We start from the raw sequence: 26,346 nt of genomic DNA, 5'->3' as shown, positions 1-26,346 counted from the left end.
AGCAGAGCGTTGAGAAGTCTTCGATAGGCGGAGGGCCCGTTTCCCGGGATTTCAAGAAGGGGGCTGCTCCAGTTACACATCAAACATGACGGTGGGCACAAAGGCTCCGAGGTTTCTCGAAGGCTGCGGGGAGATGGGCGAGCGCATCCGCCAGCACGACTGGTCTTCCTCAGGACTCGGCCCGCCCGAGACCTGGCCCCTGCGGCTCCAAGGCTACACCGACATGATCCTGCGGATGCCCACGCCCGCCATCATCTTCTGGGGGCCCGAGCAGACGCAGATCTACAACGCGGGCTACGCCATCATCATGGGGCCCCGGCATCCTCGCTACCTGGGGGCCTCCTACCGCGAGTGCTGGCCGGACACTTACCCCACCATCTACCCGTGGATGCGGCGGGTGCTGGACGAGGGCGAGGTCATCCAGGTGGACAAGACGCTCATCCCCGTGACGCGCCACGGTTTCACGGAGGAGGCCTACTTCACCTTCTCCTTCGTTCCGCTCCGGGATGACGACGGCCGGATCAACGGCTTCCTGCAGCCGGTGAATGAAGTGACGGAGGAGGTGATCGCGGAGCGGAGGCTCGCCACGCTGCGCGCCATCGCGCCCCGGGCCACGACCCACGCCGAGGTGATGCAGGAGACCGCCGCCGCTTTCCGCGGGAACGCGCAGGATTTGCCCTTCGCCGTGCTGTACCTGTGGAACGACGCCGTGCACACGCTGGACCTCGCGGTGCACCACGGCTTGGAAATGATTCCCGAGCCGCTGCGGACGGCGGGGGAGCAAGTGTTCGCGTCGGGCGAGGCCTCGAAGGTGGAGGACTTCGAAGCGCTGCTGGGCCGCAGCCACACGGGCCCGTGGCCGGAGCCCACGCGCTCGGCCATGATTCTGCCGTTGCGGCGCTCTCCCGCCCACGCGGCCGGGGGCGTGCTCGTGCTCGGCATCAGCCCGCGCCTGCACTTCGATGAGAAGTACCAGGCGTTCTTCGAGGCCGTGGCCCGGGAACTGGCGGCCGTCATCGAGCAGCAGCGCGCTCAGCAGGCCCTGCGGGAGAGCGAAGCCCTGCTGCGCACCACCTTCGCGTCGCTCGCCGAGGGAATCAGCTTGCAGGACGCGGATGGGACGATCCGCTTCTCGAACACCGCTGCGGAGCGGCTCTTGGGCCTCACCGCGGATCAGCTGAGTGGCCGCACCTCGGAGGATTCACGCTGGCACGCCATTCGTGAGGACGGCAGCCCCTTCCCAGGAGAAGAGCATCCGCCCATGGTGGCCCTGAGGACCGGCCAGCCGCAGCTGGGCAAGGTGCTCGGGGTCCGCCGGTCCGACGGCAGCCTCGTGTGGTTGGCCATCAACGCCCTGCCTCTGCCAGGGCGAGAGGATGGCTCACCGGGAGGCGTGGTGAGTTCCTTCTTCGACATCACCGAGCGGAAGGCGGCGGAGGCCCGCATCCGTGAGCTCAACGCCACCCTCGAGCGGCGGGTGGCGGAGCGGACCCGGGAACTGGAAGAGGCCAACCGGGAGTTGGAGGCCTTCAGCTACTCGGTGTCGCACGACCTGCGTGCCCCGCTGCGTCACATCACCGGCTTCGTCCAGCTCCTGGACAAGCGCGCCCGGTCCGTTCTCGACGCCAAGTCCCAAGAGTTCTTGAAGACGATCGCGGAGGCGGCTCAGCGAGGAGGGCAGCTCGTGGACGACCTGCTCGACTTCAGCCGCATGTCTCGCGCCGAGATGCGCCTGGCGTCTGTCTCCTTGGGCTCGCTGGTGGAAGAGGTGCGGCGCGAGCTCTTGCCCGATGTCGAAGGCCGCCGGGTGACGTGGAAGGTGGAGGCCCTGCCGGCGGTCCACGGGGACGCGGCGCTGCTGCGGCTCGTCTTCCGGAACCTGTTGTCCAACGCCATCAAGTACACCCGGACGAAGCCCGAGGCCGTCATTGAAATCTTCGCCCACGCGCTTCCGGAGGAGACCGAGGTCGTCGTGCGCGACAACGGGGTGGGCTTCGAGATGGAGTTCGTCGGTAAGCTCTTCGGTGTGTTCCAGCGGCTTCACTCCGTCGAGGAGTTCGAGGGCACAGGCATTGGGCTGGCGAACGTGCGCCGCGTCGTCCATCGCCATGGGGGCCGGGTGTGGGCCGAGGGCGTCCCGGGCCAAGGCGCCACGTTCCATTTCACGTTGCCCCTCTCCTCGCGCTGACCTGGGTTCCTGGTCTGCGGTGATATTTTGGTGGGGGTGTGAGCTGCGGAGGCGGGGCGAGAGGCAAGCTTTCGCAAGCAGCCGGTGTTACGAAGGGCCCCGAAAGCCTGCCGGGCTCCCAGATACTTGGTTTCTCCCTGGACACCTCGAACCCTCACCTGCGGCAGCGCGAAGCCGGTGCTCGGCCGGGCGGCTTTCGCCCTTGGCCGCTGCGGTGGCACCTCGTGGTGCTGATCACGGGGGCTTTGCTGCCGGTGGTGGCGTTCTCCGGGCTCATGGTGCTGCGGCTCACGCGCCAGATGCAGGAGGGCGTCGAGCGCCGCCTGCAGAACTCGGCCCATGAGATCACCTGGGCCTTCGATCGCGAGGTGTCCGCGACGATCCGGACGCTCCAGGCGCTGGCGCAGTCGGGGCACCTGGATGAGGGGGATGTCGAGGGCTTTCGCACCGAGGCGCTGCGCGTGCAGCGCAGCCAGCCGTCCTGGCTCACGGTGATCCTGCTGACGACGGAGGGCCAGCAGTTGATGAACCTGAGGCGGCCGTCGGGGGCTCCGCTGCCCCGCGCCACCGAGCCCGAGAGCCTGCGCCGCACGGTGGAGGACCGGCAGGCCGTCGTAGGCGGGCTCGTGATGGGGAACTCGGGCCAGTACTGGGGCTTTCCGATCCGGGTGCCCGTCATCCGGGACGATCAGGTGCTGTATGTCCTCTCCGCCATCATCACGCCCGAGGCCCTGGTGGACGTCGTGGGGAGGCAGTCTCCGGCGGAAGGCGAGCTGGAGTTCACCCGCGTCGTCGTGGACCGCGAGGGCCTCGTGGCCTACCGCACGCGCAACCCCGAGCGCTTCATCGGCCAGCCCGCCACCGGCAACTTCATCCAGAACACCCGGGAGGGAATCGAGGGCGTCTTCCGCAGCGTCACGCTGGAGGGCGAGCACTCGTATGTGGCCTTCAGCCGCTCGGGGCTGTCGGGGTGGCTCTCGGCGGTGGTGGTGCCGGACGAAATCATCGATGAGCCCTTCCGGCGCTCGGTCCGGGTCATCGCGGCCTCGGGCCTGCTGGTGCTGCTGATCAGCCTCACGAGCGCCATCGTCTTCGCGAGGCGCTTCGCTGGAGGGCTGCGCTCCATGGCCGGAGCCGCGGAGGCCCTGGCGAGCGGAGAGCAGCCCCGGGTGGAGCGTTCCTCCATCGAGGAGATGGAGCGGCTGGGGCTCTCGCTGACCAACTCTGCCGAGCGCCTACGCCAGCACCAGGAAGAGGAGCGGCGCTCGCGGGAGGGGCTCGAGGCGGCCGTGCGCTCGCGGGATGAGTTCCTCTCGCTCGCCTCGCATGAGCTGAAGACGCCGCTCACCTCGCTGATGCTGCAGACGCAGCTGCTCCAGCGCCGGATGGAGCGGGGGGAGGCCCTGCCGCCCGAGCGGGTGGGGCGGCTGCTGGAGCAGACGTCCCGGCAGGCCCAGCGCCTGGCGCGGCTGGTGGATGACATGCTGGACATCTCGCGCCTCGCCGCGGGCAAGCTCTCGCTGGAGCCGGATACGTTCGATCTGGTGGAGCTGGCGGCGGAGGTGGCGGCGAAGCTGGGCCCGCAGATGACCGAGGCCCGGTGTGAAGTCTCGGTGCGGGTGACGGAGCCCGTGGTGGGCGCGTGGGATCGGTACCGGCTGGAGCAGGTGCTCACCAACTTCCTGACGAATGCGGCCCGCTATAGCGCGGGCAAGCCCGTGGAGGTCACGGTCCAGAAGCTCGAGGCCCACGTCGAGCTTCGGGTGAGGGACCAGGGCCGAGGCATCGCGCCGGAGGACCACGCGCGCATCTTCCAGAAGTTCGAGCGTGCCGTGCACAGCCACGAGGTGAGTGGGCTGGGGCTCGGGCTGTTCATCGTCCGGGAGATCGTCGAGATGCACCAGGGCACGGTGCGGGTGGAGAGCGCGCTGGGGCAGGGGGCGACGTTCATCGTCACCCTGCCGCTGCGGAGCTCCTGAACGGCCGGCTCGGAAGCGGGCTCAGAGACGCTCGTCGATGGCGCGGTTGCTCATCTCGTCGGCGGCGGCGTTCATCTCGCGCGGCACGTGGACGAGCTTCACCCGGGAGAAGTCGTTGAGGAGCTTCACGGCCTCCTCATAGAGCGGGCGCAGGGTAGGGCTCTTCACCTGGTAACGGCCGCCGAGCTGGCGGATGAGGAGCTCGCTGTCGGCGAAGACTTCGATCTCCTTGGCGCCCAGGCTCTTGGCGTGCTTCAGACCGAGCAGCAGCCCCATGTACTCGGCATAGTTGTTCGTCTGGGTCCCCAGGTACTTGCCGACCTTGGCCACCACGGTGCCGCCGGGCTCAATCAGCACCGCGCCCGCGCCGCTGGGCCCTGGGTTTCCGCGCGCCGCTCCATCCGAGTACACGCGGAGGCGGGGCGTGGCGCTGCGAGCAGGGGACTCGTCGGGGGTGGGAGCGGCCGGAGTGGGGGCCTCGGCGGAGGGCTCGGCCTCACCGCCCTCCAGGCGAGAGGCGGCCTCTTCCAGCAGCTGGCCCAGCCGCTCGCGGGTGAGTCCGCGGAAGGCGCGGACCGTGGCCGTCAGTGGCTCCTCTCGCGCGATGTGGCGGAGGAGGTCGGCCTCGGTCGGCTTCGGCTTCGGCATAAGAGGCGAGGACCCGAGGGCCTACTTCGAGGTGGGCTCGGCCAGTGCCTCGACCGCATAGATGATGCGGTTGCACGAGGGGCACACGTCGGTGCCCAGCGAGGTGCGCAGCTGGTTGTAGAGCTGCGGGGGCACGTTCATGTTGCACCCATGGCACTGTCCGCCCGCTCCCACGCCGACGAGCGCGGGCAGCTTCTTCTTGCGGATCGTCTCGTAGCGGCGCAGCAGCGTGGCGTCCACCTTGGCGGACGCGCCCGCGCGCTGGCCCTCGAGCTGCTTCACCTGGCTCTCGGCCTCGGCCAGCTTGGCGCGGAGCTCGGTCATCCGTCCGGCCAGGCTCTGCTGGCGGGCGGAGAACTCGGTCTCCTTGCCCTTCACGGCCTCGCGGGCGGTGCCCAGCGTCTTGGTGATCTCCACCAGCTCGTCGGCCATGGTGAGGTTCGCCTTCTTGGCGATGTCGATCTCCCGGGCCAAGGCGGAGTACTCGCGGGTCGAACGCTGCTCGGCGAGCCGCGCCTCCCACTTCTTCACCTTGTCCTTCTCGTCGGTGATGTTCTGCTCGAGCTGGAGCTTCTGCCGCTCAATGTCCGCGACCCGTGCGCGCTCAGCTTCAATGGCGCTGCGCGCCGCACCGAGTTCCCGCTCCAGCTCGGCGATCTGCCGGGGGTGGACGTCCGCGGCCTTGCGCAGGGCGGCCGCTTCCATGTCCACCTTCTGCAGCTCTGCCAGGGCCTTCAATTTCTCCCGCAAGTTTGCTGCCTCCCACGAGGTCCACACTGGCGTGTGGCCAGCGCCCCCTCTACCAACAAAACCGATTGGGGTCCAACGCCCAGATGACTCTCCGTCATCCCCGGTGAAATGGGGAGGGTTTGAAACGAGCGCTGGGAACCATTAGACGAACCCCGTGAAACCCACCTTGCACCTGTGCGCGCTCGCGCTCCTGGCGTTGGCAACGGCCTGCCGTGGTTCCTCGGAGTCCAACGCCGCTCCGCCTGCTTCCACTCCCACCCCCATGCCGCAGCGAGCCACGGCCGCGCCCGCCGGGAAGGGGTTCATCGAGGGGACGGTGCGGCTGACTGGCACCCCGCCCACCCCGGCGCAGTTCGACACCACCGCCAGTGTCTTGGCCACCTGTGGCGACAAGGTGCCCGATCGCTCCCTCACCGTGGGAGAGGGTGGCGCGCTCGCGCACGTGGTGGTGTCGCTCGCGGACGGGGCCTCGCTGCCAGCCGAGGGAGTCACCGCGCCGCCCGCCCTCCTGGACCAGAAGAAGTGCTCCTATGATCCGCCCGCCCTGGCGGCCCGCGCGGGCACGGCGCTGGAGGTGCGCAACTCGGACCCCGTCATGCACAACGTGCGCGCCGCGGCCGGAGCCCAGCCCGTCTTCAACGTGGCCATGCCGCTGGAGGGGATGACCCTGAAGAAGCCCCTGCCCGCCACTCCCGGTACAGTCCAGGTGAAGTGCGACGTGCACCCGTGGATGCGCGCGGTGGTGCGCACCTTTGATCATCCCTACTTCACCACCACGGATTCCCAGGGCCACTTCCGCCTGGAAGTCCCCGAGGGCACCCACACCGTGGTGCTCTGGCACGACCGGCTGCCCGAGGCCTCCAAGCCCCTCACCGTGAAGGCCGGAGAGACCGTCCGCCTGGAGCAGAGCTGGGCCTCAGACGCCGTGAAATGACCGGGTGGGTGAGCTACGACTCCCCCCTGTCCGATTCCGGCACAGGATTCCCGGAACAGTTCTAAACCCGGACAGGGGGTTTTGGGGGGCTGATCCACAACCCCCCGGAATGTCGGAAAGCGGATGGGCCATTTTACCTTGGCGGAAAAATTGCTATGCAGTGGACCCAGCAACAGGTGGGGAGGGTGGAGCCCATGCAAGACAAGAAGAAGACTCAACATGACCCAGCGGTCCGCACGGAGGCCCCGAAGCCGGTGGCGACGCGCCCGGAGGGCATGCAGACCATGGGGCCGACGCTCTACGAGCAGATCCGTCGGATCGTCGGCGAGTTGAAGCTGGTGTCCGATAACTGAACAGCCACCGGATGGAGCGGGCTCCTCGTGAGGAGGAGCCCGGAGAGGCAGTCGAGGACGCGCTGGGGCCGGCAAGACCCACCCCGCTAGATGTCCTCCTCCTCTTCCGCCCCCTCCACGGGCTCGTCGTCGAAGGAGTCGAGATCCTCCTCGTCCTCCTCGGAAGCGGCGGGCTCTTCGGGCTCGATCGGCTCGATGACCTTGGGAGCAGCGGCCAGCCGGCCACGGCGTCCCTCCGTCGGCGCCTTGAGGGCCGGGCTCTCGCGCTGGTCCGCTCCGCATTTAGGACAGAGCGGATCGGGCTTTTTCATGTCATAGAACTTCGTCGAGCACTTGAAACAGACGTATTTGTTCCCGAGGTCCTTCGCCGGCATCTCGCCACCTTCTGAAACGAGGGAAGCTGAAACCCAAGGGGCGGGTGCATAGTTGGCCCGTGCGGCGGAGTCAACCGGACGTTTTGCACTCGAAGAAGCTGGAGTAGCATCCCCCACTCGTTTCCCCAGCGCGCATCGGTCGCTCTCTTGAACTTCTCTTGTGACAATTGCCAGAGGCGGTACTCCATCGCGGACGAGAAGGTCCGCGGGAAGACCGTCAAGGTCCGTTGTAAGAACTGCCAGAACGTCATCTCCGTCCAGGGCCCGCCCATGGAGATGGAAGAGAGCACCCGCGTGGTGTCTCTCGCCGACGTGGAGCGGATCCGCGAGCAGGAGCGCGCCATGGCTGCGGCCGCTCCGGAGCCCGCGGCGGCTCCGGCCAGCGCCAACCCGTGGGAGGACGAGCCCACCAAGGCCGCCCCGGCGCGCCCGGCCGCGGCTCCCTGGTTCGTGATGGTGAAGAGCAAGCAGGAAGGCCCACTGGACGAGGCCGGCCTGCAAGGGCTCATGGAGAGCGGCGCCATCAACGCGCGCAGCTTCTTCTGGCAGCAGGGCATGGCGGACTGGAAGCGCGGCTCGGACATCCCCGAGCTGGCGGGCCTGTTCGCGCCTCCTGCCGCACCGCCCGAGCCTCCGCCCGCGCTGCCGCCCGAGCCCGCCACCGTGGCCGTGCGGGGCCAGCGCACCAACACCCCTGCGCCGCAGCAGGAGGACAACGCCTGGGAGGATGTGCCCACCACGGTGGGGCAGGCGCCTGCGGCCCGCGAGCCGTGGGATCTGGATCCGCCCGCCGCCGCGCAGCCGCAGCGCCAGTCGCAGCGCCAGCAGGCCCAGTGGGAGGAGCCCCCGCAGGAGGATCAGCCCGCGTGGGACGGCCAGCAGGCCCAGGGGCAGGACGAGCAGCAGCAGTGGGATGAGCAGCAGGCCCAGGGGCAGGACGAGCAGCAGCAGTGGGACGAGCAGCAGGCCCAGGGGCAGGAGGATCAGCCTGCGTGGGATGAGCCGGCCCCGGATCAGCCCCGGGCGCAGAAGCAGTCCCGCTCGAATGGCGCGGCCAGCAAGGCGGGGATGGGCGATGATCTGTTCTCGGATCTGGATCTGCCCGACAAGAACGAGCCGCCGCCCGACAGCGAGTCGCCTCTGGCGGCCGTGGGCGAGAGCCCGGATCCGCTGGCGTCGGTGCGAGGCAGCAAGCCGGACACCAAGAAGCCGGTGGAGGACACGCGCTACTTCATGAAGAAGTCGGGCGTCACCCGCCGCAACCCGGCGTGGAAGGTGGCGCTGTTCATCATGCTGCCCATCCTGCTCATCGGCGGCGGGGTGTTCGCGCTGGACACGCTGAACTTCGTGCCGAAGATGAAGACGGTGGACGCCCAGGGCAAGCCGGTGGAGAAGTCCTGGCTGTTCTCGGGCGAGGGCCGCAGCGAGCTGAAGGACCTGCTGCTCGGGAACAAGAAGCCGGCGCCCACCCCGGCTCCCACGCCCACGGCTCCAGAGAAGAAGCCGGCGCAGGGTGGCACCGCGCCGAAACCCGGGGGATCCGCGGAAGAGAAGCCCGCGACGCCGGAGACGGGCAAGTCCGCCGAGGAACTGCAGCAGCTCCTCGGGGACGCGTCGAAGACGGACGTGGCCCCTGCGGTGCGCAAGGACGCCGAAGTCGCCGCCCAAGACGCGGCGGGCAGCGGTGGGCCTCCGGCCGAGGACGTGATGAAGGTGGTGGAGAAGTCCCAGGGCGCCTTCCAGGGCTGCGTGGAGACGGAGCTGCGCAAGAACCCCAAGTTCAAGGGCGGGAAGGTGACGCTCGTGACGACGGTGGGCACCTCGGGCGTGGTGAAGGACACGAAGCTGGACCGCAAGGAGCTGGATACCTCGCCGGTGGGCGACTGCATCAAGAAGAGCGCCAAGCGGATGGTGTTCCCCAAGTTCACCCTGGATGACGGCACCGAGGAGGTCGAGCTGCAGATCCCCCTGGTCCTCACCTCGGGAGCGATGTAACAGGCGCCTATGTACCTGGGACGCGTCCTCGGCACGGTGGTCTGCGAGCAGAAGTATGAGGGCCTCGAGGGCAAGCGGCTCCTCGTGGTCCAGCCGTTGGATCACCAGCGGGAGCCCATGGGCAGCCCCGAGGTGGCCGTGGACACGGTGTCCGCGGGCCGGGGCGAGCTGGTGTACCTGGTGGGCAGCCGCGAGGCGGCGCTCGCTTTGGATCCGTGGTTCGTGCCGGTGGATGCGGCGATTGTCGGCATCGTGGACTCGGTGGACGTATGAACCTGTGCAAGGTGCTGGGCAGCGTCACCTCCACCTTGAAGCACCCGGCTTTCGCGGGCCGGAAGCTGATGGTGGTGCAGCCGCTGGATGAGAAGCAGCAGCCCCTGGGCAAGAGCTTCATCGCGGTGGACCACACCTCCTCGGCGGGGCCGGGGGACGTGGTGCTGGTCATGCGCGAGGGCGGCGGGGTGCGGCAGATCCTCGGCGACAAGACGCTGCCCATCCGCTCGCTGATCGTCGGCGTGGTGGACGAGGTGGATGCGTGAGCGAGGGCTTCGTGCCGCTGCCGAAGCTGCGGGCGGACGTGGTGAGCACCTCCCACCGTCTGCACGCGAACGGCTGGGTGGCCAACCACGACGGCAACGTGTCCGTGCGCCTCAAGGGCGAGCGGTTCTTGATTACGTGCACGGCGGTATCCAAGCGGGACATCGACGACGCGTCGCTGCTGGTGGTGGATCCGCAGGGCAAGGTGCTGGAGGGGCGGCGCAAGCCGTTCGGCGAGCTGGACCTGCACCTGGCGGTGTACCGGGGGCGGCCGGAGGCTCAGGTGGTGCTGCACGCGCACCCGCCGGTGGCCACGGCGTTCGGGCTGGTGGGGCAGGAGCTGTCGCCCATCGCGCTGCCGGAGATGGTGGTGTCGCTGGGAGATCGCGTGCCCACGCTGCAGCGCGCGATGCCCAAGGATCCCGAGGGCGCGAAGCGCGTGGAGAGCGCCGCCTCCGAGTACGACGCGTTTCTGCTGTCGGGCAACGGCGTCATCACGCTGGGTGAGGATCTGACGCAGGCCCTGCTCCGGATGGAGCTGGTGGAGCACTACGCGAAGATCCTCATGGCTGCACGCTCGCTGGGGACGGTGCAGCCGCTGGCGCCCGCGGACGTGCAGAAGCTGCTCGAGGCGCGCAAGAAGGCGGGCCTCGGACCGCGCCGCTAGCTGCTGCTCGGCGGGAGCTCAGGCGGCATGCTGTGGTCTCACCGTGGGGTGGCGAGCCATCCCATCACTCCCGAAGGAGACAGCCCCATGTCGAATCTGTACACCGGAGAGGTGCGCACCACCGGCGAGAGCATGGCCCGCAGCACCACCGAGGTGCATGCTTTCAAGATCTTCATGGACGAGCCTCCGGAGCTGGGCGGCCGCAATGGAGCGCCGAGCCCGCTGGACTTCATCCTGGCCGCGCACGCGGGCTGCCTGAACTACATGACGTTCTTCATCGCCAAGGAGCTGGGCATCCCGGTGTCGGGGACGGAGATCACGGTGCGGGGCTCGCTCGATCCCGCGAAGTTCGCCGGCACCGACCGCAACGTCCGCGCCGGATACCAGTCGCTGGAGGTGGAGATTCGCATCAAGAGCACCGCCAGCCTGGAGCAGATCGCGAAGCTCAAGAGCGAGATCGAGGCGCGCTGCCCGGTGAGTGACAACCTGGCGAACCCGACGCCGGTGCACATCACGATGAAGGCGACCGCCTAGCGGTCCTGGGGCATGGAGAAGAGCAGGCACGTGAAGGAAGGTCAGACCCAGGGAGCCGGAGTGTCCGGAAGGCTGCCGCGCACCGTGGTGGTGCTTGGCGTGGTGTCGCTGCTGACGGATGTGAGCAGCGAGATGATCTTCCCGCTGCTGCCGGCGTTCCTGGCCGCGCGCCTCCCCGCGGCGCCGCTGCTGCTGGGGGCGATGGAGGGACTGGCGGATCTCATCTCCGCGCTGCTCAAGTACCAGTCTGGGGTGTGGTCGGATCGGGCGCGGCGGCTGAAGCCGTTGGTGCTCCTGGGCTACGGCGTGTCCTGCTTCGCGCGGCCGATGATGGCTTTCGTGACGGCCGTGTGGCAGCCGCTCGTCATCCGCTCGCTGGACCGGGTGGGCAAGGGCGTGCGGAGCACCCCGAGGGACGCGATCATCGCGCACACCGTGCCCGAGGGTGCCCGAGGCCGGGCCTTCGGCTTTCACCGGGGCATGGACCATGCGGGAGCGGCGCTCGGCTCGCTGGTGGCCATCGTGCTGGTGGCAGCAGGGCTGCGGGTGGAGCAGGTATTTCTCGCGGCAGTCGTGCCGGGCGTGCTGGGCGTGCTGGCGATCCTGCTGGCCTCCGAGCCACCTCGGGTGCTGGTTCAGGCAGGGGGCTCGGCCCAGAAGCAGGCGCCTGTGCCGAGGCGGCTGGCGTACTACTTGGTACCGGTGGTGCTCTTCGGGATCGCCAACTCGACGGATGCGTTCATTCTTCTGAAGCTGAGCGAGGAAGGGGCGCGCCCGGAGTGGCTGCCGATGGCGTGGCTGATGCTGCACGCGGTGAAGGCGGGAGTGTCCTATCCGGCAGGCTGGCTGGCGGATCGGCTGGGGGCCTCGCGGCTGGTGCTGGCAGGGTGGCTGCTGTACGCGCTGAGCTATTTGGCGCTCTCGCAAGTGCACGGGCTGAGGGGCACGCTCGTGGTCATGGGTCTCTATGGGCTGTACCACGCGCTCTCCGAGGGCGCGGAGAAGTCACTGCTCGCCTCGCTGGTGCCAGCGGCGGCACGAGGACGGGCCTTTGGCCTCTACAACGGACTGGCGGGAGGCGCCTCGCTGGCGGCAGGGCTGCTCTTCGGGGCGATGTGGACGCGCTGGGGCAGCTCGGTGGCCTTCCTCACGGCGGGGATACTGGCGGCGCTGAGCGCGGTCCTGCTCGTGCTGCTGCTGCCCCGCGCCCGGTCCACGGCCTGAGCGCTGGTGTGAGCAGCTTCAGTGGGTGTGCTGGCGGGAGAAGCGCTGGGCCTCGCGGAAGAACTGGGTGCACGAGTAGTCGAGCGGCGCATCGAGCCCGCTGAGGGCATGAGCCGCGCGCTGGAACGGCAGCCAGGCCCGGTCGCCGATGATGACGGCGGACTCGAAAACATTCTTTCGAGGAACCCAGCGGCCGCCGAGCAGGTTTACCAGTTGGTATCCGAGCCATCCTCCCAGCGCGGGGAGGAGGGTGTTGAGCTGATCCTGGGTGTGGTTCTTCCCCCAGCGGTGGTGCCACAGGTACCAGTCCAGGTGGGGCAGCGCGTCGAGGGTACCGTCCAAGAGCGCGGGGACCGGCGTGTGGAAGAGGGCGATGAGTTCCTCGGCGCAGATGTTCCTGTAGGTGGCGATGCGCTTGGCGACGTCGTCCACATCTGGAGGAGGGCACTGCGAGGCGGGGATCCACTCGGACACAGGCGGAGGGCGGTACTGGTTGAACTGCTCGACGTTCTGGCGCTTGGTCCAGAGGCCTCGGAAGTCCACTTCCTGCGAGAGGATCTCCGCCACGTCCGGGTGGAATTGGATGGGGATGGGAGTGAAGACGAGGGAGCGCTGGCGCAGGGTGGCAAGCGTGGATTCCAGACTGAGCTCGGGGCGCAAGTGGACCAAGGCACGGGCCTGCGCGAGCCGGGCCTCCTCGGAGTCGAAGTCCGCGGGAGTCGGGCGGGTGAGCCAGAGGAACGCACCGCCGGGCAGCTCCTCCATATGGGCGCAGGGCGTGGAGAGCAGTCGCTGGCGGCCAAACCTGTCTACGAGGTGCGGCCCGAAGACGTTGAGCCAGAAGATCTCGTGGATGGGGCGGCTGGGGCTCCTGTCCTTCATGTGGGGGTCTGGCCCCATGCAGAGATCAACGAAGCTGTGCCCTCTGCCTAGAGAGAGGGGAAGGTGCGTGGCCAGGGCGCGCACGAACGACAGAAGAGCCTCTGCGCGTTTCTCCGCATGGCCAGGAGCCCGGAAGAAGGAAAAGGGGCTCAAATGAAATGACACGGAGAATTCGGGGCCGTGCTCGCGCAGCGCGCCTGTCAGTGTCAGCCTGCTTTCGGGTGGCTTGGACCGCACCATCATCAGGCTTTGGACATCGTCGCCGAAGGCTGTTTCGTGGAAATGCTGACGCAGCGCCTGCCGCGAGTACTTCCGCTTGCGCCGAAAGACCAGTGTGTCTGGGCGCATCTCCGGAGCAAGGGACTCGATGGCCTCCAGCACAGGCTCCAGCCCCTCGAAGCCGCGCTCAAACGGGTTGAGCGGAGAGTGGAGACCCAGCATGAGGTCGTCAGACTTGTTCCAGTCATCAAGGGACATGGAAGTGGAGTTCGACTCCTGAGGCCTGTGCTTGCTCAAAAAGTGCTTCTCGGATTTCACCAGCGAGCTTCTCTCCGTCATAGACGATGTGTACCCGCGAGACGACGACCTTCTGCCCGAAGAGTGGGTGACCGCGTCTGCGCACTTCGACTGTTCCGCCATACTTCGTCATGGCTTCTTGGGCATCGGACAGGAACTGCTTCGAGGCGTCTGCTGGTCGCTTCCCAGAGAAGTCGTGCTGCTTGGTACTGTAGGTGTGAACCTGGGGGCGCTTACCAGGGCCCAGGGTGGCTTCATCCACCACGAACTGGTCCGCGTAGGTGATGGGGGCTCCTTCTCCACGCGCCAGACCCAGGTTGTCCACCACCAGGGGGCGTTTCATTTCCTGGGGCAGGAACTGTCCTCTACCCGCTGCGCGAGCCTCCTGCTGCATGGCCTGTGTCACTCCGTGCTGGAACTCCCGAGCGCGTTGGAATCGTCCGAGCAGGGCGTCGTAGCCCCTCCACGTCAACGGCAGCTTGGCTTCTGACTCGCCCGGAGGGAGTGGCCGTTTGCCCGTGAGTTCGTCGTACCGGCGCTCCCAGTACGTCACGTATCGGCTCCAGCGCGGATGATCTGCCGGTACACCTGAGGGAGGCTGGCTGTAGGCAGGGCGGTAGCGTTCGAGTTCCTCCACGCGGACCGAGTACCGGGGGCCTCGCTCTATCGCCTCTGCCTCGGCGAACCGGGCTTCAAACGCTGCCGCGGTTTCGTCGACGGCCGTGCGTGCCTCATGGCTTGGCATGAGCTGCCGTCCGAGGGTGGCTTCGCGGGACAGCTGTCCCGCCTCCTGTGAGCTGGCTCGGGCCTCGGCTGTCGCGGCTTTGGCCTCTGCGGCTCCCCCTGCACCTGGCTTCAGTACGGTGCCAGCCACCAGCACGTTCAGCGCTGCGTTGAGGACGGCGTTGCTGACGCCCTTGAGCTTTGCTTGGCGCTCGAAGCTGGCGGCCAGAAGCTCCCGCAGGCGCGTGCCTCCGGCCTGGCGCGAGGGGATCAGCTCCTCCTGGAAGTGCCACTGCAGCGCGCACGCGGGAGCCGTGGCACATGTGAACCCCAGTGCCTCATTCGCCAGACCTGCTCCTCTCAGCCGGACCGCACTCTCCAACTGGGCGAACACCGTCCGGGCCCTGGCATCACCCGCTTGTGCATCCGCGTACACCCGCTCCAGGTGCTCCGAGCGGTGCACCAACAGCACGGCGGAGCGGTCTCCCACCAGCGTCCCCGACGGGTCGCAGTACAGGCTGTAGTCGAAGGGAGGCGCTACGTCCCGGCGCAGCTCCTCCAACGAGACGGCTTCATGCTCGCCGCAGTCGCTGCCCAGTAAGAAGGTGGACAGCGTCAGAAGCAACGCCAGGGACAGAAGACGGGGCATGAGGTCCAGCCTCACACCCTGCTGACACGGTCAGAAGAACCCCGCGGATCTGGCCCCGCTTCAGCGGCCTCGGCTCGCTGTGTCCATGCCGCCCTCGGGGTTTAGGAGCACGCAGCGAACCTGCCAGGGAGTCGCCCGTCAGAGGTCGAAGTTGCCTGTGGGCGCGGGCTTCTTCTTCTTCGCCTGCTTCCGGGCCTGCCGCACCTGCTCGCGCAGCTCCGAGGTGGCCTCCGTGTCGATCGTCCCCGTGTCGAGATCGATCACGTCACCCTCGTGCACCTCCGCAGGCAGGTTGGCGCGGGGCCAGGTCACCTGCTGCCCGTCGACGATGAGCACGGCCAGCTCTTCCTCGAAGCGGTCCACGGTGGCCTTACGCATGGGCGATCCTCATGGCCTGCAGTCGTTGGCGGGCGTCTTGTTGTCCTTTAGCGCAGCTTCGCGCGAGCTGTACTCACGCAGGTTCGCATCGGAGATCTGTTTGACGCTGCGGCAGCTCGCTTTGTGGAAAATCGGCCGATTCTTGCTGGCGAAGTACTTCTCGCCTCCCGCTGGGGCCCCTTTCTTCTCCGGGCGGCCTCCGTGCTCCTTGGCGCCCAGCGTGTCGATGTCCACCACCTTGCCGAACCGCGAGAGGTCCTCGCCCTCCTTCGCCTTGGGGACGACGGCCTTCGCGGGCACCACCTTCGGCTCTGGCTTCTCGGCCACGGGTACGGAAGGCGTCGGAACCTGCAGCGCCTGCTCCTCCGGGGCATCGAAGACATGCTGGGTGTTGGTGGCCTCGCCCGGCGCGAGCTTCTGCGTGGTGAGCACGAACTGCGTGCCATCACTCATCGCGTGCACCTCGCCGTATTGATCGGTGCGGAAGAGGGCCGTCTTCTCCTCCTTCAGCCGGGTCAGCACGGCCTGCGCCGGAACCCCGAGCTTGTTGCCTCCGCCCACGCTGATGATGGCCGCCTGCGGCTTCACCTTCCGGAGGAACTCCTGGGTGGTACTCGAGTCCGCCCCATGCCCACCCACCTTCAGGAGCGTGGAGTTCAGCTCCGCCCCACGCTTCAGCAGCGCGGCCTCCGTCTCAGCGCGAGCGTCGCCCACGAAGAGCACCGAGGTCTTCCCATAGGTCAGGCGCAGGACGATAGAGTTGGCCTCATGCTGCGCGCGCTTCTCCCCCTGCAGCTGCACCAAGGGCTCGGTGGGCGCACGCGGCCACAGGACCGTCAGCTCCGCCCCCTTGCCCAGCGGTAGGCGCGTCAGCTCCTGAGGCTGGGCCGGGTTGGGCGCGGGCGAGAAGATCTCCACTCCCGACGAGCCCAGCGTCGTGAGCAGGGCGTCGTAATCCGAGGGCGTCTCGGGCAGCTGCGGCTCGAGCAGCCGGCGCGGATCCGCGATCTTCTGCACCGCGCTCAGCGTGCCGTAGTGTTCGGGCGACGGGTGGGTGAGGACCACCAGATCCAGCCGCGCGGCGAGCAGCTCCGGCAGCCGGTTCACCAGGTGGTTCACCGCCGTGGCCGGGCCCGTGTCGACGAGGACGGTGCGCCCCTCGGGCGAGACGATGAGCGCGGAGTCTCCTTGGCCCACGTCGAGGAAGTAGATGTGGAGCTTCCCGTCCGGCGCGTTGCCCAAAAAGTGCTTCGGAGCGGCGGGGCGCGTGGCCGGCGGCGGCGCGGGCGGGGCCGGAGGAGGCTCCTTGCACGCGGCGGCCAACAGCAGGGCCAGCAAGGGCCACAGGCGCGAGCTCATGGCTTGCAGTCCTCCGCGGGCCGGCGCTCGCGCGCGGCGGTGGCGCGGGATGTGTACACCGTGCGCTCCTTTGTCTTCGCCCGCTTGAGGGTGCCGCAGTCCTCCCGGTGGAAGACCGCGCTGCCCTTGAGGCTCACGAACTTCTGACCGGCCGAGGGAGCAGGTGCCTGAGCCTTGTTGGGAGCAGGAGCGGGCGCCGGAGCCGAGACGGGAGGCTTGTACCCGGTCTGCACCGTCTCACCGCCGGGCTTGTTCGGAGGCTGCGTGGCGGCAGCGCCCCCAGTGGGCTTCGGGGTGGGGGCGGCCGCGGGAGCAGGGCTGGAACTCGACCCCAGCGGCTTCACCTCGCCCGGAACGGTGAGCTTCGAGCGGCTGCCCTTCTCGGCCTGGAGGGTGACGTTGACGCCATCGCTCACGGCCTGGACTTCGCCGTTCAGGTCCGTGCGGAACACCTTGGCGCCCACGGCGGACAGCCGCTCGAGCGCCTCCGCAGTGGGGTGGCCGTACTCGTTGTCATGGCTGCAGGAGATGACGGCGGCCTTGGGCTTCACCGCCTCCAGGAACTCTTTCGTGGAGGAGTGCTTCCCGCCGTGGTGCGCCACCTTCAGCACAGTGGAGGTGAAGTCCGTGCGCTGGCGCAGCAGAGCCTCCTCGGTGTCCTTCTCACTGTCTCCCGTGAAGAAGAACGCCGTCTTGCCATAGGTGAGCCGCGTCACGATCGAGTTGGAGTTCGCATCCGAGCGCGTGTTCTTCAGGAACGGCTCGCGCGGGAAGCGAGGCCAGTACACCGTGAGCACCACGCCCTCTCCGAGCCCCACCGTGAGGAACGTGTCCGGGGCCTGCGGATTCGGCTCGGGCGTCATCACCTGGTCCACCTCTTTGCCCACGAACTCGAGCAGGTTCCGATAGGCCTCGCTTGGGTGGTCAAAGCCCGGATCCATGAAGCGCTTGGCCCCCACCGCCTGCAGCGCATCCCTCAGGCTCCCGAGGTGGTCCAGGTGCGGATGCGTGAGGATGACCAGGTCCAGTGGCGCGTGGACGAGCTGCTTGATCCGGGACGCCAGGTGCTCCCCAGCCTCCGGCGGCCCTCCGTCGATGAGCACCGTCTTGCCCGTGGGCGAGACGATGAGCGCCGCGTCGCCCTGGCCCACATCGAAGAAATACACCGTGAGCGGTTTACCCGGGGCCGGGCGAGCGGGGGCAGGCTGCGCCCCGCTGGAGAAGGCCGTGAGGAGGACGAGGAGGACGCTGAGCAGCCGGGGGAAGGACATCACAGGGAGACTCTAGCGCCTGCCACCCCCTGTGCGGCACTCGGCAAGCACCCAAGCTGCCCTTGTCCGAATGCTTCCCGAGGGACCCCCTTCTGGGCTACATCCGGCTCCATGGCCGCTGACGAGATGACCCAAGTCGTCGACGAGATCGCTGACCGTGTCCGCCGTAGGATGCAAGCCCTCCGAGCAGGCAAGGAGCAGCCCTGCACCACCTCGCCCGGGCCCTCCGCCCGCGAGGCCACTGGCGCCAGCAAGCCGGGGGACGCTATGGCCTCCAAGGAATGTGCGCCTTCGTGCGACGTGTGCCCGAACGTGGACAGCTGCGGCACCGTGGGCGCGGTGAAGGCCGGCGCGGCCCGTATCTCTCCGGAGTCCATCCGGACCAGCGCGGACATCGCCCCATACATCGACCACACGCTGCTCAAGCCCGAGGCCAGCCGCGAAGAGGTCATCAAGCTGTCCGAGGAGGCCCGGAAGCACGGGTTCGCCACGGTGTGCGTGAACTCGGTGAACGTGGCGCTGGCGGCCCGGATTCTGGCGGGCTCCAAGACGGTGCCCATCGCCGTGGTGGGCTTCCCGCTCGGGGCGGCGCTGCCCAGCGCCAAGGCCTTCGAGGCCCGTGAGGCCATCCGCTGCGGCGCGAAGGAAATCGACATGGTGATCAACATCGGCGCGCTGAAGGCGAAGGACTACGCGCTGGTGCTCAAGGACATCTCCATGGTGGTGGAGGCCAGCCGCCCGCACCCGGTCAAGGTCATCCTGGAGACGAGCCAGCTCAACCTTGAGGAGAAGATCTGCGCCTGCGCGCTCTCCAAGGCTGCCGGGGCTGCCTTCGTGAAGACGTCCACGGGCTTCAGCTCCGGAGGCGCCACCGCCGAGGACATCGCGCTGATGCGCAAGGTGGTGGGTGACGACGTGGGCGTGAAGGCCTCGGGTGGCGTGCGCTCGGCCGAGGACGCGATGAAGATGATCCAGGCGGGCGCCAACCGCATCGGTGCCTCGGCCTCCGTGGCCATCATCACCGGCCAGAAGTCGACCGGGAAGTACTGACCCTAGCCACCTCGGGGGAGCGCGGTGACGGACGCCCAGCGAGACGAGATGCGCCAGCTGTTGCTGGCGCTGCATGCCGAGCTGACCGGCAAGACGCCAGCGAAGATCGAGCCGAACCGGACGGATGACAGCAAGGTGGGCGGCGACGAGGACGAGCAGCCGCTCAACGAGATGATGCAGGCGATTGCGTCCAGCCGGAACCGGAACATGGACGGCGTGCTGGCGCGGGTGGTGAAGGCGCTGGGCAAGCTGCGCAACGATCCGGACAGCTTCGGCGAGTGCGAGGAGTGTGGCGACGAGCTGCCGTACCGCCGGCTCAAGGCCATGCCCTATGTGGAGTACTGCGTGGAGTGCCAGGGCAAGAAGGACAAGCCCAAGGGCGGCCCCACGCGCAAGAAGCTCACCGACTACACCTGAACGCGTCACGCGGGGCACCCCGGAGCCAAGGGGACGAGGAGGCGGGACATGAGCAACACCGGGCTGAGGGAGCAGGCAGAAGCGTGGCGCAAGGCGGATCCGGACTCCGTTACTGCGCAGGAACTGGCGAACGTGCTCGCCAGCGAGGACACGGCGGATCTGGCCGACCGCTTCGCGGGCAATCTGGAGTTCGGCACGGCGGGCCTGCGCGGAGTGATTGGCGCGGGGCCCAACCGGATGAACCGGGCGGTGGTGCGCCGCACCACGGCGGGGCTGGCGCGCTACCTCAAGGCCCAGGTGCCGGACGTCGCCACCCGGGGCGTGGTGGTGGGCCGCGATGGCCGGCGGATGAGCGCCGAGTTCGCCGAGGACACTGCCGGCGTGCTCGCCGCCGAGGGCATTCCGGCGCTGGTGTTCACCACGTTGGCGCCCACGCCGCTGACGGCGTTCGCCGCGCTGCACCTGAAGGCCGCCGCAGCGGTGATGGTCACCGCGAGCCACAACCCGCCCGAGTACAACGGCTACAAGGTCTACTGGGGCAACGGCGCGCAGATCATCCCGCCGCACGACAAGGGCATTGCCGCCGCCATCGACGCGGTCGAGCCCGCCAACCAGGTGAAGCTGCTCAGCCCCGCCGAGGCCCGTGCCAAGGGCCTCTGGAAGGATCTCTCCGAGGACATTGGTGAGGCCTACCTGAAGGCCATCCTCGGACTGCGGATGTACGGGAAGGGCTCGGACACGCTGTCCATCGTCTACACGGCGATGCATGGCGTGGGTGGCGTGTGGATGGAGAAGGCGATGAAGGCGGCGGGCTTTCCGCGCTTCCATGTCGTGGCCGAGCAGCAGCAGCCGGATGGCACCTTCCCCACGGTGCGCTTCCCCAACCCGGAGGAGCCTGGCGCGATGGACCTGTCCACCGCCGCCGCCGAGCGCCAGAAGGCGGAGCTGGTGCTCGCCAATGATCCGGATGCGGACCGGCTCGCGGTGATGACGCGGGACGCGCAGGGCTCACTGCGCATGCTCACCGGCAACGAGGTGGGCGTGCTGCTGGGCCACTACCTCCTCACCCAGGGCACGAAGCGGGCCCGGCCTCACGTGGCCACCACGATTGTCTCCTCGGTGCAGCTCGGGCAGATCGCCCATGACCTCGGCGCCGCGTATGACGAGGTGCTCACCGGCTTCAAGTGGATCGCCAACCGCGCGCTGGAACGCGAGCGCAGCGAGAACATCCAGTTCGTCTTCGGCTACGAAGAGGCGCTCGGCTATACGGTGGGCACCGTGGTGCGCGACAAGGACGGCATCAGCGCGGCGCTGGTGTTCGCGGACCTGGCAGCGTGGTGCCAGTCGCGCAGGACGACGGTGCTTGGCTACCTGGAGGAGATCCAGCGCAAGCACGGCCTCTTCGTCGGAGGCCAGCGCAACTTCACCTTCAAGGGCGCCGAGGGCGCGCAGACCATCGCGCGCATCATGGAGGGCTTCCGCCAGTCCCACCCCGAGCGCATCGGTGCCTACGCCGTCCGCAGCACCAAGGACTACCAGAAGCGCGAGACCCGCTCGGGCGGCAAGGTCGAGCCCATCACCCTGCCAGCCTCGAATGTTATCGCCTACGAGCTGGAGGGCGGCCACCGTGTCACCCTGCGGCCCTCGGGCACCGAGCCCAAGATCAAGTACTACTTCGAGCTGAAGGAGACGCTGACCGCTGGAGAGTCCGTGGCCCAGGCGCGCACGCGGGCCGAGGCGCGGCTCCAGACGCTCATGGAGGCCTTCGTGGCACTCGCGCGTGATCGCGGGCAGCCTGCCTGAGTCTTCTCCTGCGGTGCATGCTTTCCCACCGGTCGCGTGCCGCGCGGCCCTTTCCCGAGGTTGCGTTGTGAAGCGTCTCGTCCCTGGGTTCTTCCTCTGCTGGGTCCTCGCCTCCACGGCCGCGCTCGCGCAGGACGAAGAGGGCTCCTACGGCCGCGGACAGGGCTGGTCCCTGCTCGCGGGTGACACCGTGGGCGCCAACCAGAACGTCCTCTCCGCCCAGATCGGCTGGCCGGGCCTCTCCGTGGGCGTGCTCCACGGCAGTACGTCCAAGCTCGATCTCGGCGGCAAGTTCACCTTCAACTGGGGCCAAGAAGGCCTCGTCGAGGTGGTGGAGCCCGGCATCAAGCTCCAGGCCTGGGTGCGGCTGATGCTCGCGCGCATGCAGGAGGCCTCGCTGGCGCTCGTCTTCCAGCCGGGGCCGATCTTCTACTTTCATGAGGGGGGCACCCAGGTGGGGTTGGCGCTGCCGGTGTCGCTCGTGGCTGGGATTCCCGTGGGCAGCGCCATCATGCTCAACCTCGGGGTGGATGTTCCGTTCCACGTCTACTTCGGTTCGGGCGGAGGCCCCGTCTTCCCCCTGCTCGTGGGCGGAGGGCTGGAGTACTTCATCGACCGCAACCTGGAGGTGAACTTCAACGTCCGGATGGGGCCCTCCCTCTTCCCGGACGCGGGCCGCCGCGGACGCAGCGACGCGTACTTCACGCTCGAAGCTTTGATGGGCGTGGGCTGGCGCTTCTAGCCGCTACGCCCGGTTCGTTACCAGGACCGGATCTGCTCGGCCGGCAGTTCCACGGTGAAGATGTTGCCGCCCATGGGCCGGTTCTTCACCGTCAGCTTGGCGCCCAGCGTCTCCGCCCGCTCGATGGCCTCCTGCAGCGCGTCCTCGACGATGACGCTGGCGCCCGTGTCCTGCACTCGCAGCCGCGGGCCAAAGTCCCCGAACGGATCCGCGTCCTCGACAATGACGCGCAGCACGTGGGTGCGGTTCGTCAGCGCCTTCATCGCGCCCGCCGCCGCCGTCACCATCTGCTCGAGGATCTCCGCGAACTGCAGCCGGGGCAGCTCCACCGACACCCGCTCCTCCGGCAGGTGGTAGTGGATGTCCACGCCGTCCAGCCGGCCCTCGGTGAGCATCTGCGCGACGACGTCCTGTGCCAGCTCGCTCAGGTCCAGCGGCAGCGTCTCGCGGAGGTAGGCGGAGAGGATGCTGGTGAGTCCCACCTCGCTCTGCAGCGCCGGGGAAGCCTGGGGGGATACAGGCTCCACCGCCACGGTCTTGAGCGCGGTCTCCGTCTTCGCCGGCGTCAACATCATCTCGCGACCTCCACCGAGAGCCACCTCATGGGTAGCCGGGCAGGAGAAGTTCCCTACTGCATAATTTGACCTGCTAGATGCGTGCCTACATTCGCGGTCCAACGGGTTTTCACGTTTCGCGAGAGGCTGGTTTTTTTCATCAACAATGTCGAGGACTTACATTGGGGGCTGGAGCCCCCACCCAGAGAGCACGAGGCCGGAGAGCCAGGAAGAGGTGGGTCAATCTTGAATCCTGGTCAAACCTGACCCGGGTGATTTTGACCCCTCACTGGCAGGTGGGGCTAGCGGGACTCCTGCTCATAGGGGGTGCCGAGCGCCGCAGGAGCACTGCTGCGTTGGCCCTGGATGGCCAGCAGGAGCAGCGTCAGGAAGTAGGGCAGGGCGAGCAGGAAGCCTTGGGGGATGACATCCAGAATCTCGGGGGCGCTGGAGGCCAGGCCGATGCGCAGGGCGTTGCCGAAGGCGAAGAAGGAGGCGGCTCCGAAGGCGCCCAGGGGCGTCCACCGGCCGAACACCATGGCGGCCAGGGCCATGAAGCCGAGGCCCGCAGGGGTGTGCTGCTCGAAGCGATCCAGCACGGCAGTCGAGAGCACCGCGCCGCCCAGGCCCGCCAGCAGGCCGCCTCCGAGCACCGCGCCCCAGCGCAGCAGCGGCACGCTCAGGCCCAGGGTGGCCACGGCGTGAGGCTTCTCGCCCACGGCGCGCAGGCGCAGGCCGATCGGGGTGTGGTGGAGCACGGCGTGGAAGACGAAGGGCAGCACCAGCGCGAGGTACGCCAGCCCGGGGTGGTCGGAGAGGGCCCGCAGCAGGGGGATGTCCTGGATCAGCGGCAGCTGCCAGCGCGGGAGCTGCTCGATGGGCGGGGTTCCGTTGGGGCTGAACAGGGCCTCGAGGAGGAAGGTGCCCCCGGCGAGCGCCACCAGGTTGATGGCCATGCCAGAGACGACCTGATCCGAGCGCCAGCGGATGCTCAGGTAGCCGTGCACGGAGGCCAGCGCCGCGCCCGCCACCATCCCCACGATGACAGCCAGGGGCGTGGGCATGGAGAGGGCAGCCACGGCGGCGACGAAAGCCCCGGCGCGCATCTGGCCTTCCACGCCGACGTTCACCACTCCCGCGCGCTCGGAGAGCACGCCTCCGAGGGTGGCGAAGATGAGCGCGGGGGCCGCGTCCAGGGTGGAGAAGAGGAGCGCCTCGAGAATCTCAAGCACGGGGCACCTCGGTGGAGGCGGGCTGGGATTTGCGCTTCCGCAGCAGCGTCAGCCACACCAGCCGGCCCGCCACGAAGAGCAGCGCCAGGCCCTGGATGAGCTCGGGGAAGCTCTTGTGGACGCCCAGCAGTTGCATGCGCGTGCCGCCAGCGCGGAGGATTCCGAAGAAGATCGCGGTGATCGTCACTCCCAGCGGGTTGTTGTTGCCGATGAGCGAGATGGCGATGCCGTCGAAGCCGTACGGCGCCGCGAGCGAGCCGGGGTAGCGGTACTCGGTGCCGAGCACGAGCACGGCGCCCGCCATGCCCGCCAGCGCGCCGGAGAGCGCCATGGCCTCGGCCGCGCGCTGCTTCACGGAGATGCCCGCAGCCCGAGCCGCGTCGGGGCCCAGTCCAGCCGCCTGCGTCTCGAAGCCACGCCGCGTCCGGGTGAGCCACAGCCAGACGAACAGAGCCACGGCCAGCGCCACCGGGAAGCCCAGGTTGAGCCGGGAGATGTCCGCCAGCAGCCGGGGAAACTGAGCCGTGGGGTGGATCTCCGCTGTGCCCGCCACCGAGTGGCCGCCGCTGGCCACCGCGCGCAGCGGGCCCACCGCGAGCCAGTTGTCCACCAAGCTCACCGCGACCCAGTTGAGCATGATGGTGGAGATGACTTCATGGACGCCGCGCCACAGCTTGAGTGCCGCAGCGATGAGGGCCCACGCCGCTCCCGTCACCGCGGCGGCCAGGATGGCCAGGGGAATGTGCACGACGGAGGGCAGGGCGATCTGCGCGCCCACCACCGCCGACGCCAGGGCGCCCACCACCATCTGCCCCTGCGCGCCGATGTTGAAGAGACCGGCCTTGAACGCCACCGCCACCGACAGGCCCGTGAGGATCAGCAGGGCCGCCTTGCCTGCGGACTCGCCCAGTGGGCGGGCCAGGAGCGCGCCGCTCCCGGTCTCCAGGTACTTGGGGATCTGGCCGATGCCTCCATAGAGCATCTGGAGGTAGGCCTCCGCCGCGGTGCTCAGGTCGCGCGTGAGGGCGATGGCCACCCAGCACACCACCAGCGCGAGGAGCACGGAGAGAATCGACGGTACTGCCGAGCGCAGGCGCTCACTCATGGCCCGCTCCCGCTCCCAGCATGCGCCGGCCAATCTCCCGCTCGTCGAACTCGGGCCGGGTGAAGGTTCCTGTCACGCGGCCCTCGAAGAGCACATAGATGCGATCCGACAGGGTCAGCACTTCCTCCAGATCCAGGGAGATGAGCAGCACGCCCACGCCTCGGGCTCGCTCCTCGCGCAGCCGGGAGTGCACCTGGGCCACCGCGCTGATGTCCAGGCCGCGCGTGGGCTGCACCACCACCAGGAACTTGGGCTCGGCGTCCAGCTCGCGCGCCACCACCACCTTCTGCTGGTTGCCGCCCGAGAGCGCCTGCACGGCCAGCAGCGGATCCGGAGGCCGTACGTCGTACGCGCCTAGCAGCTTCTTCGTTCGCTCGCGGCGGCCCTTGAAGTCCAGCCACGGGCCCTTGGCGAAGGGCGGCAGCCCCTGCCGGCCGAGCGCCACGTTCTCCTCCACGCTCATGCCCTTCACCACCGCGCGACGCAGCCGGTCCTCGGGCACGTGGCTCACCCCGCGCCGCCGGGCCTCGTGCGGGTTCAGGTTCGCCAGAGGCTTGCCCAGCAGCGAGCCCTCTCCGGACCCCAGCTTGCGCAGGCCGGTGAGCACCTCGGCCAGCTCCCGCTGCCCGTTGCCGTCCACTCCGGCGATGCCGACAATTTCGCCCGCGTGCACATCGAGCGTCACGCCGTTGAGCGCCGTGCTCCCATCCTCCACGCCCACCTTCAGGTCCCTGGCCGACAGCACCACCGCGCCCGTGGGCGGGTGGTAGGGCTCCACCACGGCGGGCCCCGTGCGCGCGTCGCCGACCATCAGGTTGGCCAGCTCGCTGGCGGTGGTCTCCTTCGCCTTCACCTCGGCCACGAGCTTGCCGCGCCGCATCACGGCGATGCGCTCGGCCACGCTGAGCACCTCGCGCAGCTTGTGGCTGATGAAGACCACGGTGTGCCCCTGGTCCTTCAGCCCGCGGGCCACGCGGAACAAGTCCTCGGACTCCTGGGGCGTGAGCACGGCAGTGGGCTCGTCGAGGATGAGCACCTTCGCGCCCCGGTGGAGCGCCTTGACGATCTCCACCTTCTGCTGCGAGCCCACCGTGAGCGTGTCCACCCGGGCCCGCAGATCCAACTGGAAGCCGAAGCGCTGGCAGGTGGCGGAGACCTCGGAGTAGGCGCGCTCCAAGTCCAACCGCCCCCACCGCTGGGGCTCGCGGCCGAGCACCACGTTCTCGACCACGGTGAGCGTGGGCACCAGCATGAAGTGCTGATGCACCATGCCGATCCCCCGGGCGATGGCGTCCCGGGGGCTCTTGAATCGGATCGGCTTGCCGTCCAGGACGATGTCGCCCTCGTCTGGGTGGTAGAGCCCATAGAGGACGTTCATCAGGCTGGACTTGCCCGCGCCGTTCTCGCCCACCAGCGCGAGCAATTCGCCCGCACCGATGTCGAGGGACACGTCATCCAGCGCCTGGACGCCGCCGAACCGCT

General features: G+C 68.5%; 26 protein-coding genes. 14 read left to right on the top strand and 12 right to left on the bottom strand.

All coding sequences use genetic code 11. The features are described from left to right. Window positions 1-133: 133 nt before the first annotated feature. Entirely contained in the window at window positions 134-2,188 is a 2,055-nt protein-coding gene (locus tag DB31_RS45485; RefSeq protein WP_052420476.1) for a PAS domain-containing sensor histidine kinase, read from the top strand. Between the two features lie 224 nt (window positions 2,189-2,412). Then, window positions 2,413-4,167, top strand: coding sequence for a sensor histidine kinase (locus tag DB31_RS34195; protein WP_052420475.1), 1,755 nt, complete (start codon window positions 2,413-2,415; stop codon window positions 4,165-4,167). Window positions 4,168-4,188: 21 nt separating this feature from the next. On the opposite strand, the gene DB31_RS45480 is transcribed toward DB31_RS34195, so the two are convergent. Both DB31_RS45480 and DB31_RS34185 read right to left on the bottom strand, forming a co-directional pair. Next, window positions 4,189-4,815: a ribonuclease HI family protein gene (locus DB31_RS45480; protein WP_052420474.1), complete on the bottom strand. Its 627-nt coding sequence runs from the start codon at window positions 4,813-4,815 to the stop codon at window positions 4,189-4,191. 21 nt (window positions 4,816-4,836) lie between these two features. Next, on the bottom strand, window positions 4,837-5,565 hold the full coding sequence (locus DB31_RS34185) for a zinc ribbon domain-containing protein (protein WP_044195897.1): 729 nt from the start codon (window positions 5,563-5,565) through the stop codon (window positions 4,837-4,839). 154 nt (window positions 5,566-5,719) lie between these two features. Between DB31_RS34185 and DB31_RS34180 the strand changes: the two genes are divergently transcribed. Together DB31_RS34180 and DB31_RS49790 are read left to right on the top strand one after the other, a co-directional pair. Beyond that, window positions 5,720-6,499: a cupredoxin domain-containing protein gene (locus DB31_RS34180; RefSeq protein WP_240487011.1), complete on the top strand. Its 780-nt coding sequence runs from the start codon at window positions 5,720-5,722 to the stop codon at window positions 6,497-6,499. A gap of 194 nt (window positions 6,500-6,693) precedes the next feature. Continuing rightward, the gene (locus tag DB31_RS49790) at window positions 6,694-6,852 is read left to right on the top strand and encodes a hypothetical protein (protein WP_169787134.1); all 159 of its coding nucleotides are present in this window, start codon (window positions 6,694-6,696) and stop codon (window positions 6,850-6,852) included. Window positions 6,853-6,938: 86 nt separating this feature from the next. Here the strand turns inward: DB31_RS49790 and DB31_RS34170 are convergent, their stop codons facing one another. Next, on the bottom strand, window positions 6,939-7,226 hold the full coding sequence (locus DB31_RS34170; RefSeq protein WP_044195889.1) for an FYDLN acid domain-containing protein: 288 nt from the start codon (window positions 7,224-7,226) through the stop codon (window positions 6,939-6,941). Between the two features lie 147 nt (window positions 7,227-7,373). Between DB31_RS34170 and DB31_RS34165 the strand changes: the two genes are divergently transcribed. The 6 genes from DB31_RS34165 to DB31_RS34140 all read left to right on the top strand — a co-directional run bounded on the left by DB31_RS34165 (window position 7,374) and on the right by DB31_RS34140 (window position 12,183). Beyond that, complete coding sequence (locus DB31_RS34165; protein WP_044195886.1) at window positions 7,374-9,221, top strand: AgmX/PglI C-terminal domain-containing protein; 1,848 nt, start codon at window positions 7,374-7,376, stop codon at window positions 9,219-9,221. Window positions 9,222-9,230: 9 nt separating this feature from the next. After that, window positions 9,231-9,494, top strand: coding sequence for a EutN/CcmL family microcompartment protein (locus DB31_RS34160; protein WP_044195884.1), 264 nt, complete (start codon window positions 9,231-9,233; stop codon window positions 9,492-9,494). After that, window positions 9,491-9,760: a EutN/CcmL family microcompartment protein gene (locus tag DB31_RS34155; protein ID WP_044195881.1), complete on the top strand. Its 270-nt coding sequence runs from the start codon at window positions 9,491-9,493 to the stop codon at window positions 9,758-9,760. Before DB31_RS34160 ends, DB31_RS34155 begins: the two co-directional genes overlap by 4 nt. Continuing rightward, on the top strand, window positions 9,757-10,425 hold the full coding sequence (locus DB31_RS34150) for a class II aldolase/adducin family protein (RefSeq protein ID WP_052420473.1): 669 nt from the start codon (window positions 9,757-9,759) through the stop codon (window positions 10,423-10,425). Before DB31_RS34155 ends, DB31_RS34150 begins: the two co-directional genes overlap by 4 nt. Before the next feature lie 87 nt (window positions 10,426-10,512). Then, entirely contained in the window at window positions 10,513-10,959 is a 447-nt protein-coding gene (locus DB31_RS34145) for an OsmC family protein (RefSeq protein WP_044195878.1), read from the top strand. Between the two features lie 30 nt (window positions 10,960-10,989). Continuing rightward, on the top strand, window positions 10,990-12,183 hold the full coding sequence (locus tag DB31_RS34140) for an MFS transporter (RefSeq protein ID WP_169787133.1): 1,194 nt from the start codon (window positions 10,990-10,992) through the stop codon (window positions 12,181-12,183). An 18-nt stretch (window positions 12,184-12,201) separates the two neighbouring features. On the opposite strand, the gene DB31_RS50865 is transcribed toward DB31_RS34140, so the two are convergent. The 5 genes from DB31_RS50865 to DB31_RS34115 all read right to left on the bottom strand — a co-directional run bounded on the left by DB31_RS50865 (window position 12,202) and on the right by DB31_RS34115 (window position 17,961). Then, on the bottom strand, window positions 12,202-13,065 hold the full coding sequence (locus tag DB31_RS50865) for a hypothetical protein (protein WP_240487010.1): 864 nt from the start codon (window positions 13,063-13,065) through the stop codon (window positions 12,202-12,204). Window positions 13,066-13,531: 466 nt separating this feature from the next. Next, window positions 13,532-14,953, bottom strand: coding sequence for a hypothetical protein (locus DB31_RS48255; protein WP_044195870.1), 1,422 nt, complete (start codon window positions 14,951-14,953; stop codon window positions 13,532-13,534). A gap of 138 nt (window positions 14,954-15,091) precedes the next feature. Continuing rightward, window positions 15,092-15,331 carry a DUF3006 domain-containing protein gene (locus DB31_RS34125; protein WP_044195867.1) on the bottom strand — a complete coding sequence of 80 codons (240 nt, stop codon included), beginning with the start codon at window positions 15,329-15,331 and terminating at the stop codon, window positions 15,092-15,094. Window positions 15,332-15,340: 9 nt separating this feature from the next. Next, window positions 15,341-16,690 (bottom strand): ComEC/Rec2 family competence protein, encoded by a 1,350-nt coding sequence (locus DB31_RS34120; RefSeq protein ID WP_044195864.1) that lies wholly within the window; start codon window positions 16,688-16,690, stop codon window positions 15,341-15,343. Next, on the bottom strand, window positions 16,687-17,961 hold the full coding sequence (locus DB31_RS34115; protein ID WP_044195860.1) for a ComEC/Rec2 family competence protein: 1,275 nt from the start codon (window positions 17,959-17,961) through the stop codon (window positions 16,687-16,689). Before DB31_RS34115 ends, DB31_RS34120 begins: the two co-directional genes overlap by 4 nt. Window positions 17,962-18,072: 111 nt before the next feature. On the opposite strand from DB31_RS34115, the gene deoC reads away from it, so the two are divergent. The 4 genes from deoC to DB31_RS34095 all read left to right on the top strand — a co-directional run bounded on the left by deoC (window position 18,073) and on the right by DB31_RS34095 (window position 21,973). Beyond that, window positions 18,073-19,011 (top strand): deoxyribose-phosphate aldolase, encoded by a 939-nt coding sequence (gene deoC / locus DB31_RS34110; protein WP_476702767.1) that lies wholly within the window; start codon window positions 18,073-18,075, stop codon window positions 19,009-19,011. Window positions 19,012-19,035: 24 nt separating this feature from the next. After that, complete coding sequence (locus DB31_RS34105; protein WP_157232308.1) at window positions 19,036-19,428, top strand: TraR/DksA family transcriptional regulator; 393 nt, start codon at window positions 19,036-19,038, stop codon at window positions 19,426-19,428. A gap of 48 nt (window positions 19,429-19,476) precedes the next feature. Further along, window positions 19,477-21,231 (top strand): phospho-sugar mutase, encoded by a 1,755-nt coding sequence (locus tag DB31_RS34100; protein ID WP_044195857.1) that lies wholly within the window; start codon window positions 19,477-19,479, stop codon window positions 21,229-21,231. Between the two features lie 67 nt (window positions 21,232-21,298). After that, complete coding sequence (locus DB31_RS34095) at window positions 21,299-21,973, top strand: hypothetical protein (RefSeq protein ID WP_205628619.1); 675 nt, start codon at window positions 21,299-21,301, stop codon at window positions 21,971-21,973. Window positions 21,974-21,990: 17 nt separating this feature from the next. On the opposite strand, the gene DB31_RS34090 is transcribed toward DB31_RS34095, so the two are convergent. From DB31_RS34090 to DB31_RS34075, 4 genes are all read right to left on the bottom strand, one after another. Further along, entirely contained in the window at window positions 21,991-22,548 is a 558-nt protein-coding gene (locus DB31_RS34090) for an ATP-binding protein (protein WP_044195856.1), read from the bottom strand. A gap of 281 nt (window positions 22,549-22,829) precedes the next feature. Continuing rightward, window positions 22,830-23,759, bottom strand: coding sequence for an ABC transporter permease (locus DB31_RS34085; RefSeq protein WP_044195851.1), 930 nt, complete (start codon window positions 23,757-23,759; stop codon window positions 22,830-22,832). Continuing rightward, window positions 23,752-24,864 carry an ABC transporter permease gene (locus DB31_RS34080; protein WP_044195847.1) on the bottom strand — a complete coding sequence of 371 codons (1,113 nt, stop codon included), beginning with the start codon at window positions 24,862-24,864 and terminating at the stop codon, window positions 23,752-23,754. The genes DB31_RS34085 and DB31_RS34080 overlap by 8 nt, the downstream gene beginning before the upstream one ends. Continuing rightward, complete coding sequence (locus DB31_RS34075) at window positions 24,857-26,314, bottom strand: ABC transporter ATP-binding protein (RefSeq protein WP_075306360.1); 1,458 nt, start codon at window positions 26,312-26,314, stop codon at window positions 24,857-24,859. The genes DB31_RS34080 and DB31_RS34075 overlap by 8 nt, the downstream gene beginning before the upstream one ends. Window positions 26,315-26,346 lie beyond the last annotated feature (32 nt).

It is taken from the genome of Hyalangium minutum (genome assembly GCF_000737315.1).
In the GTDB taxonomy this organism is placed as follows: Bacteria; Myxococcota; Myxococcia; order Myxococcales; family Myxococcaceae; genus Hyalangium; species Hyalangium minutum.
This window is presented reverse-complemented; position numbering and strand designations above follow the sequence as displayed.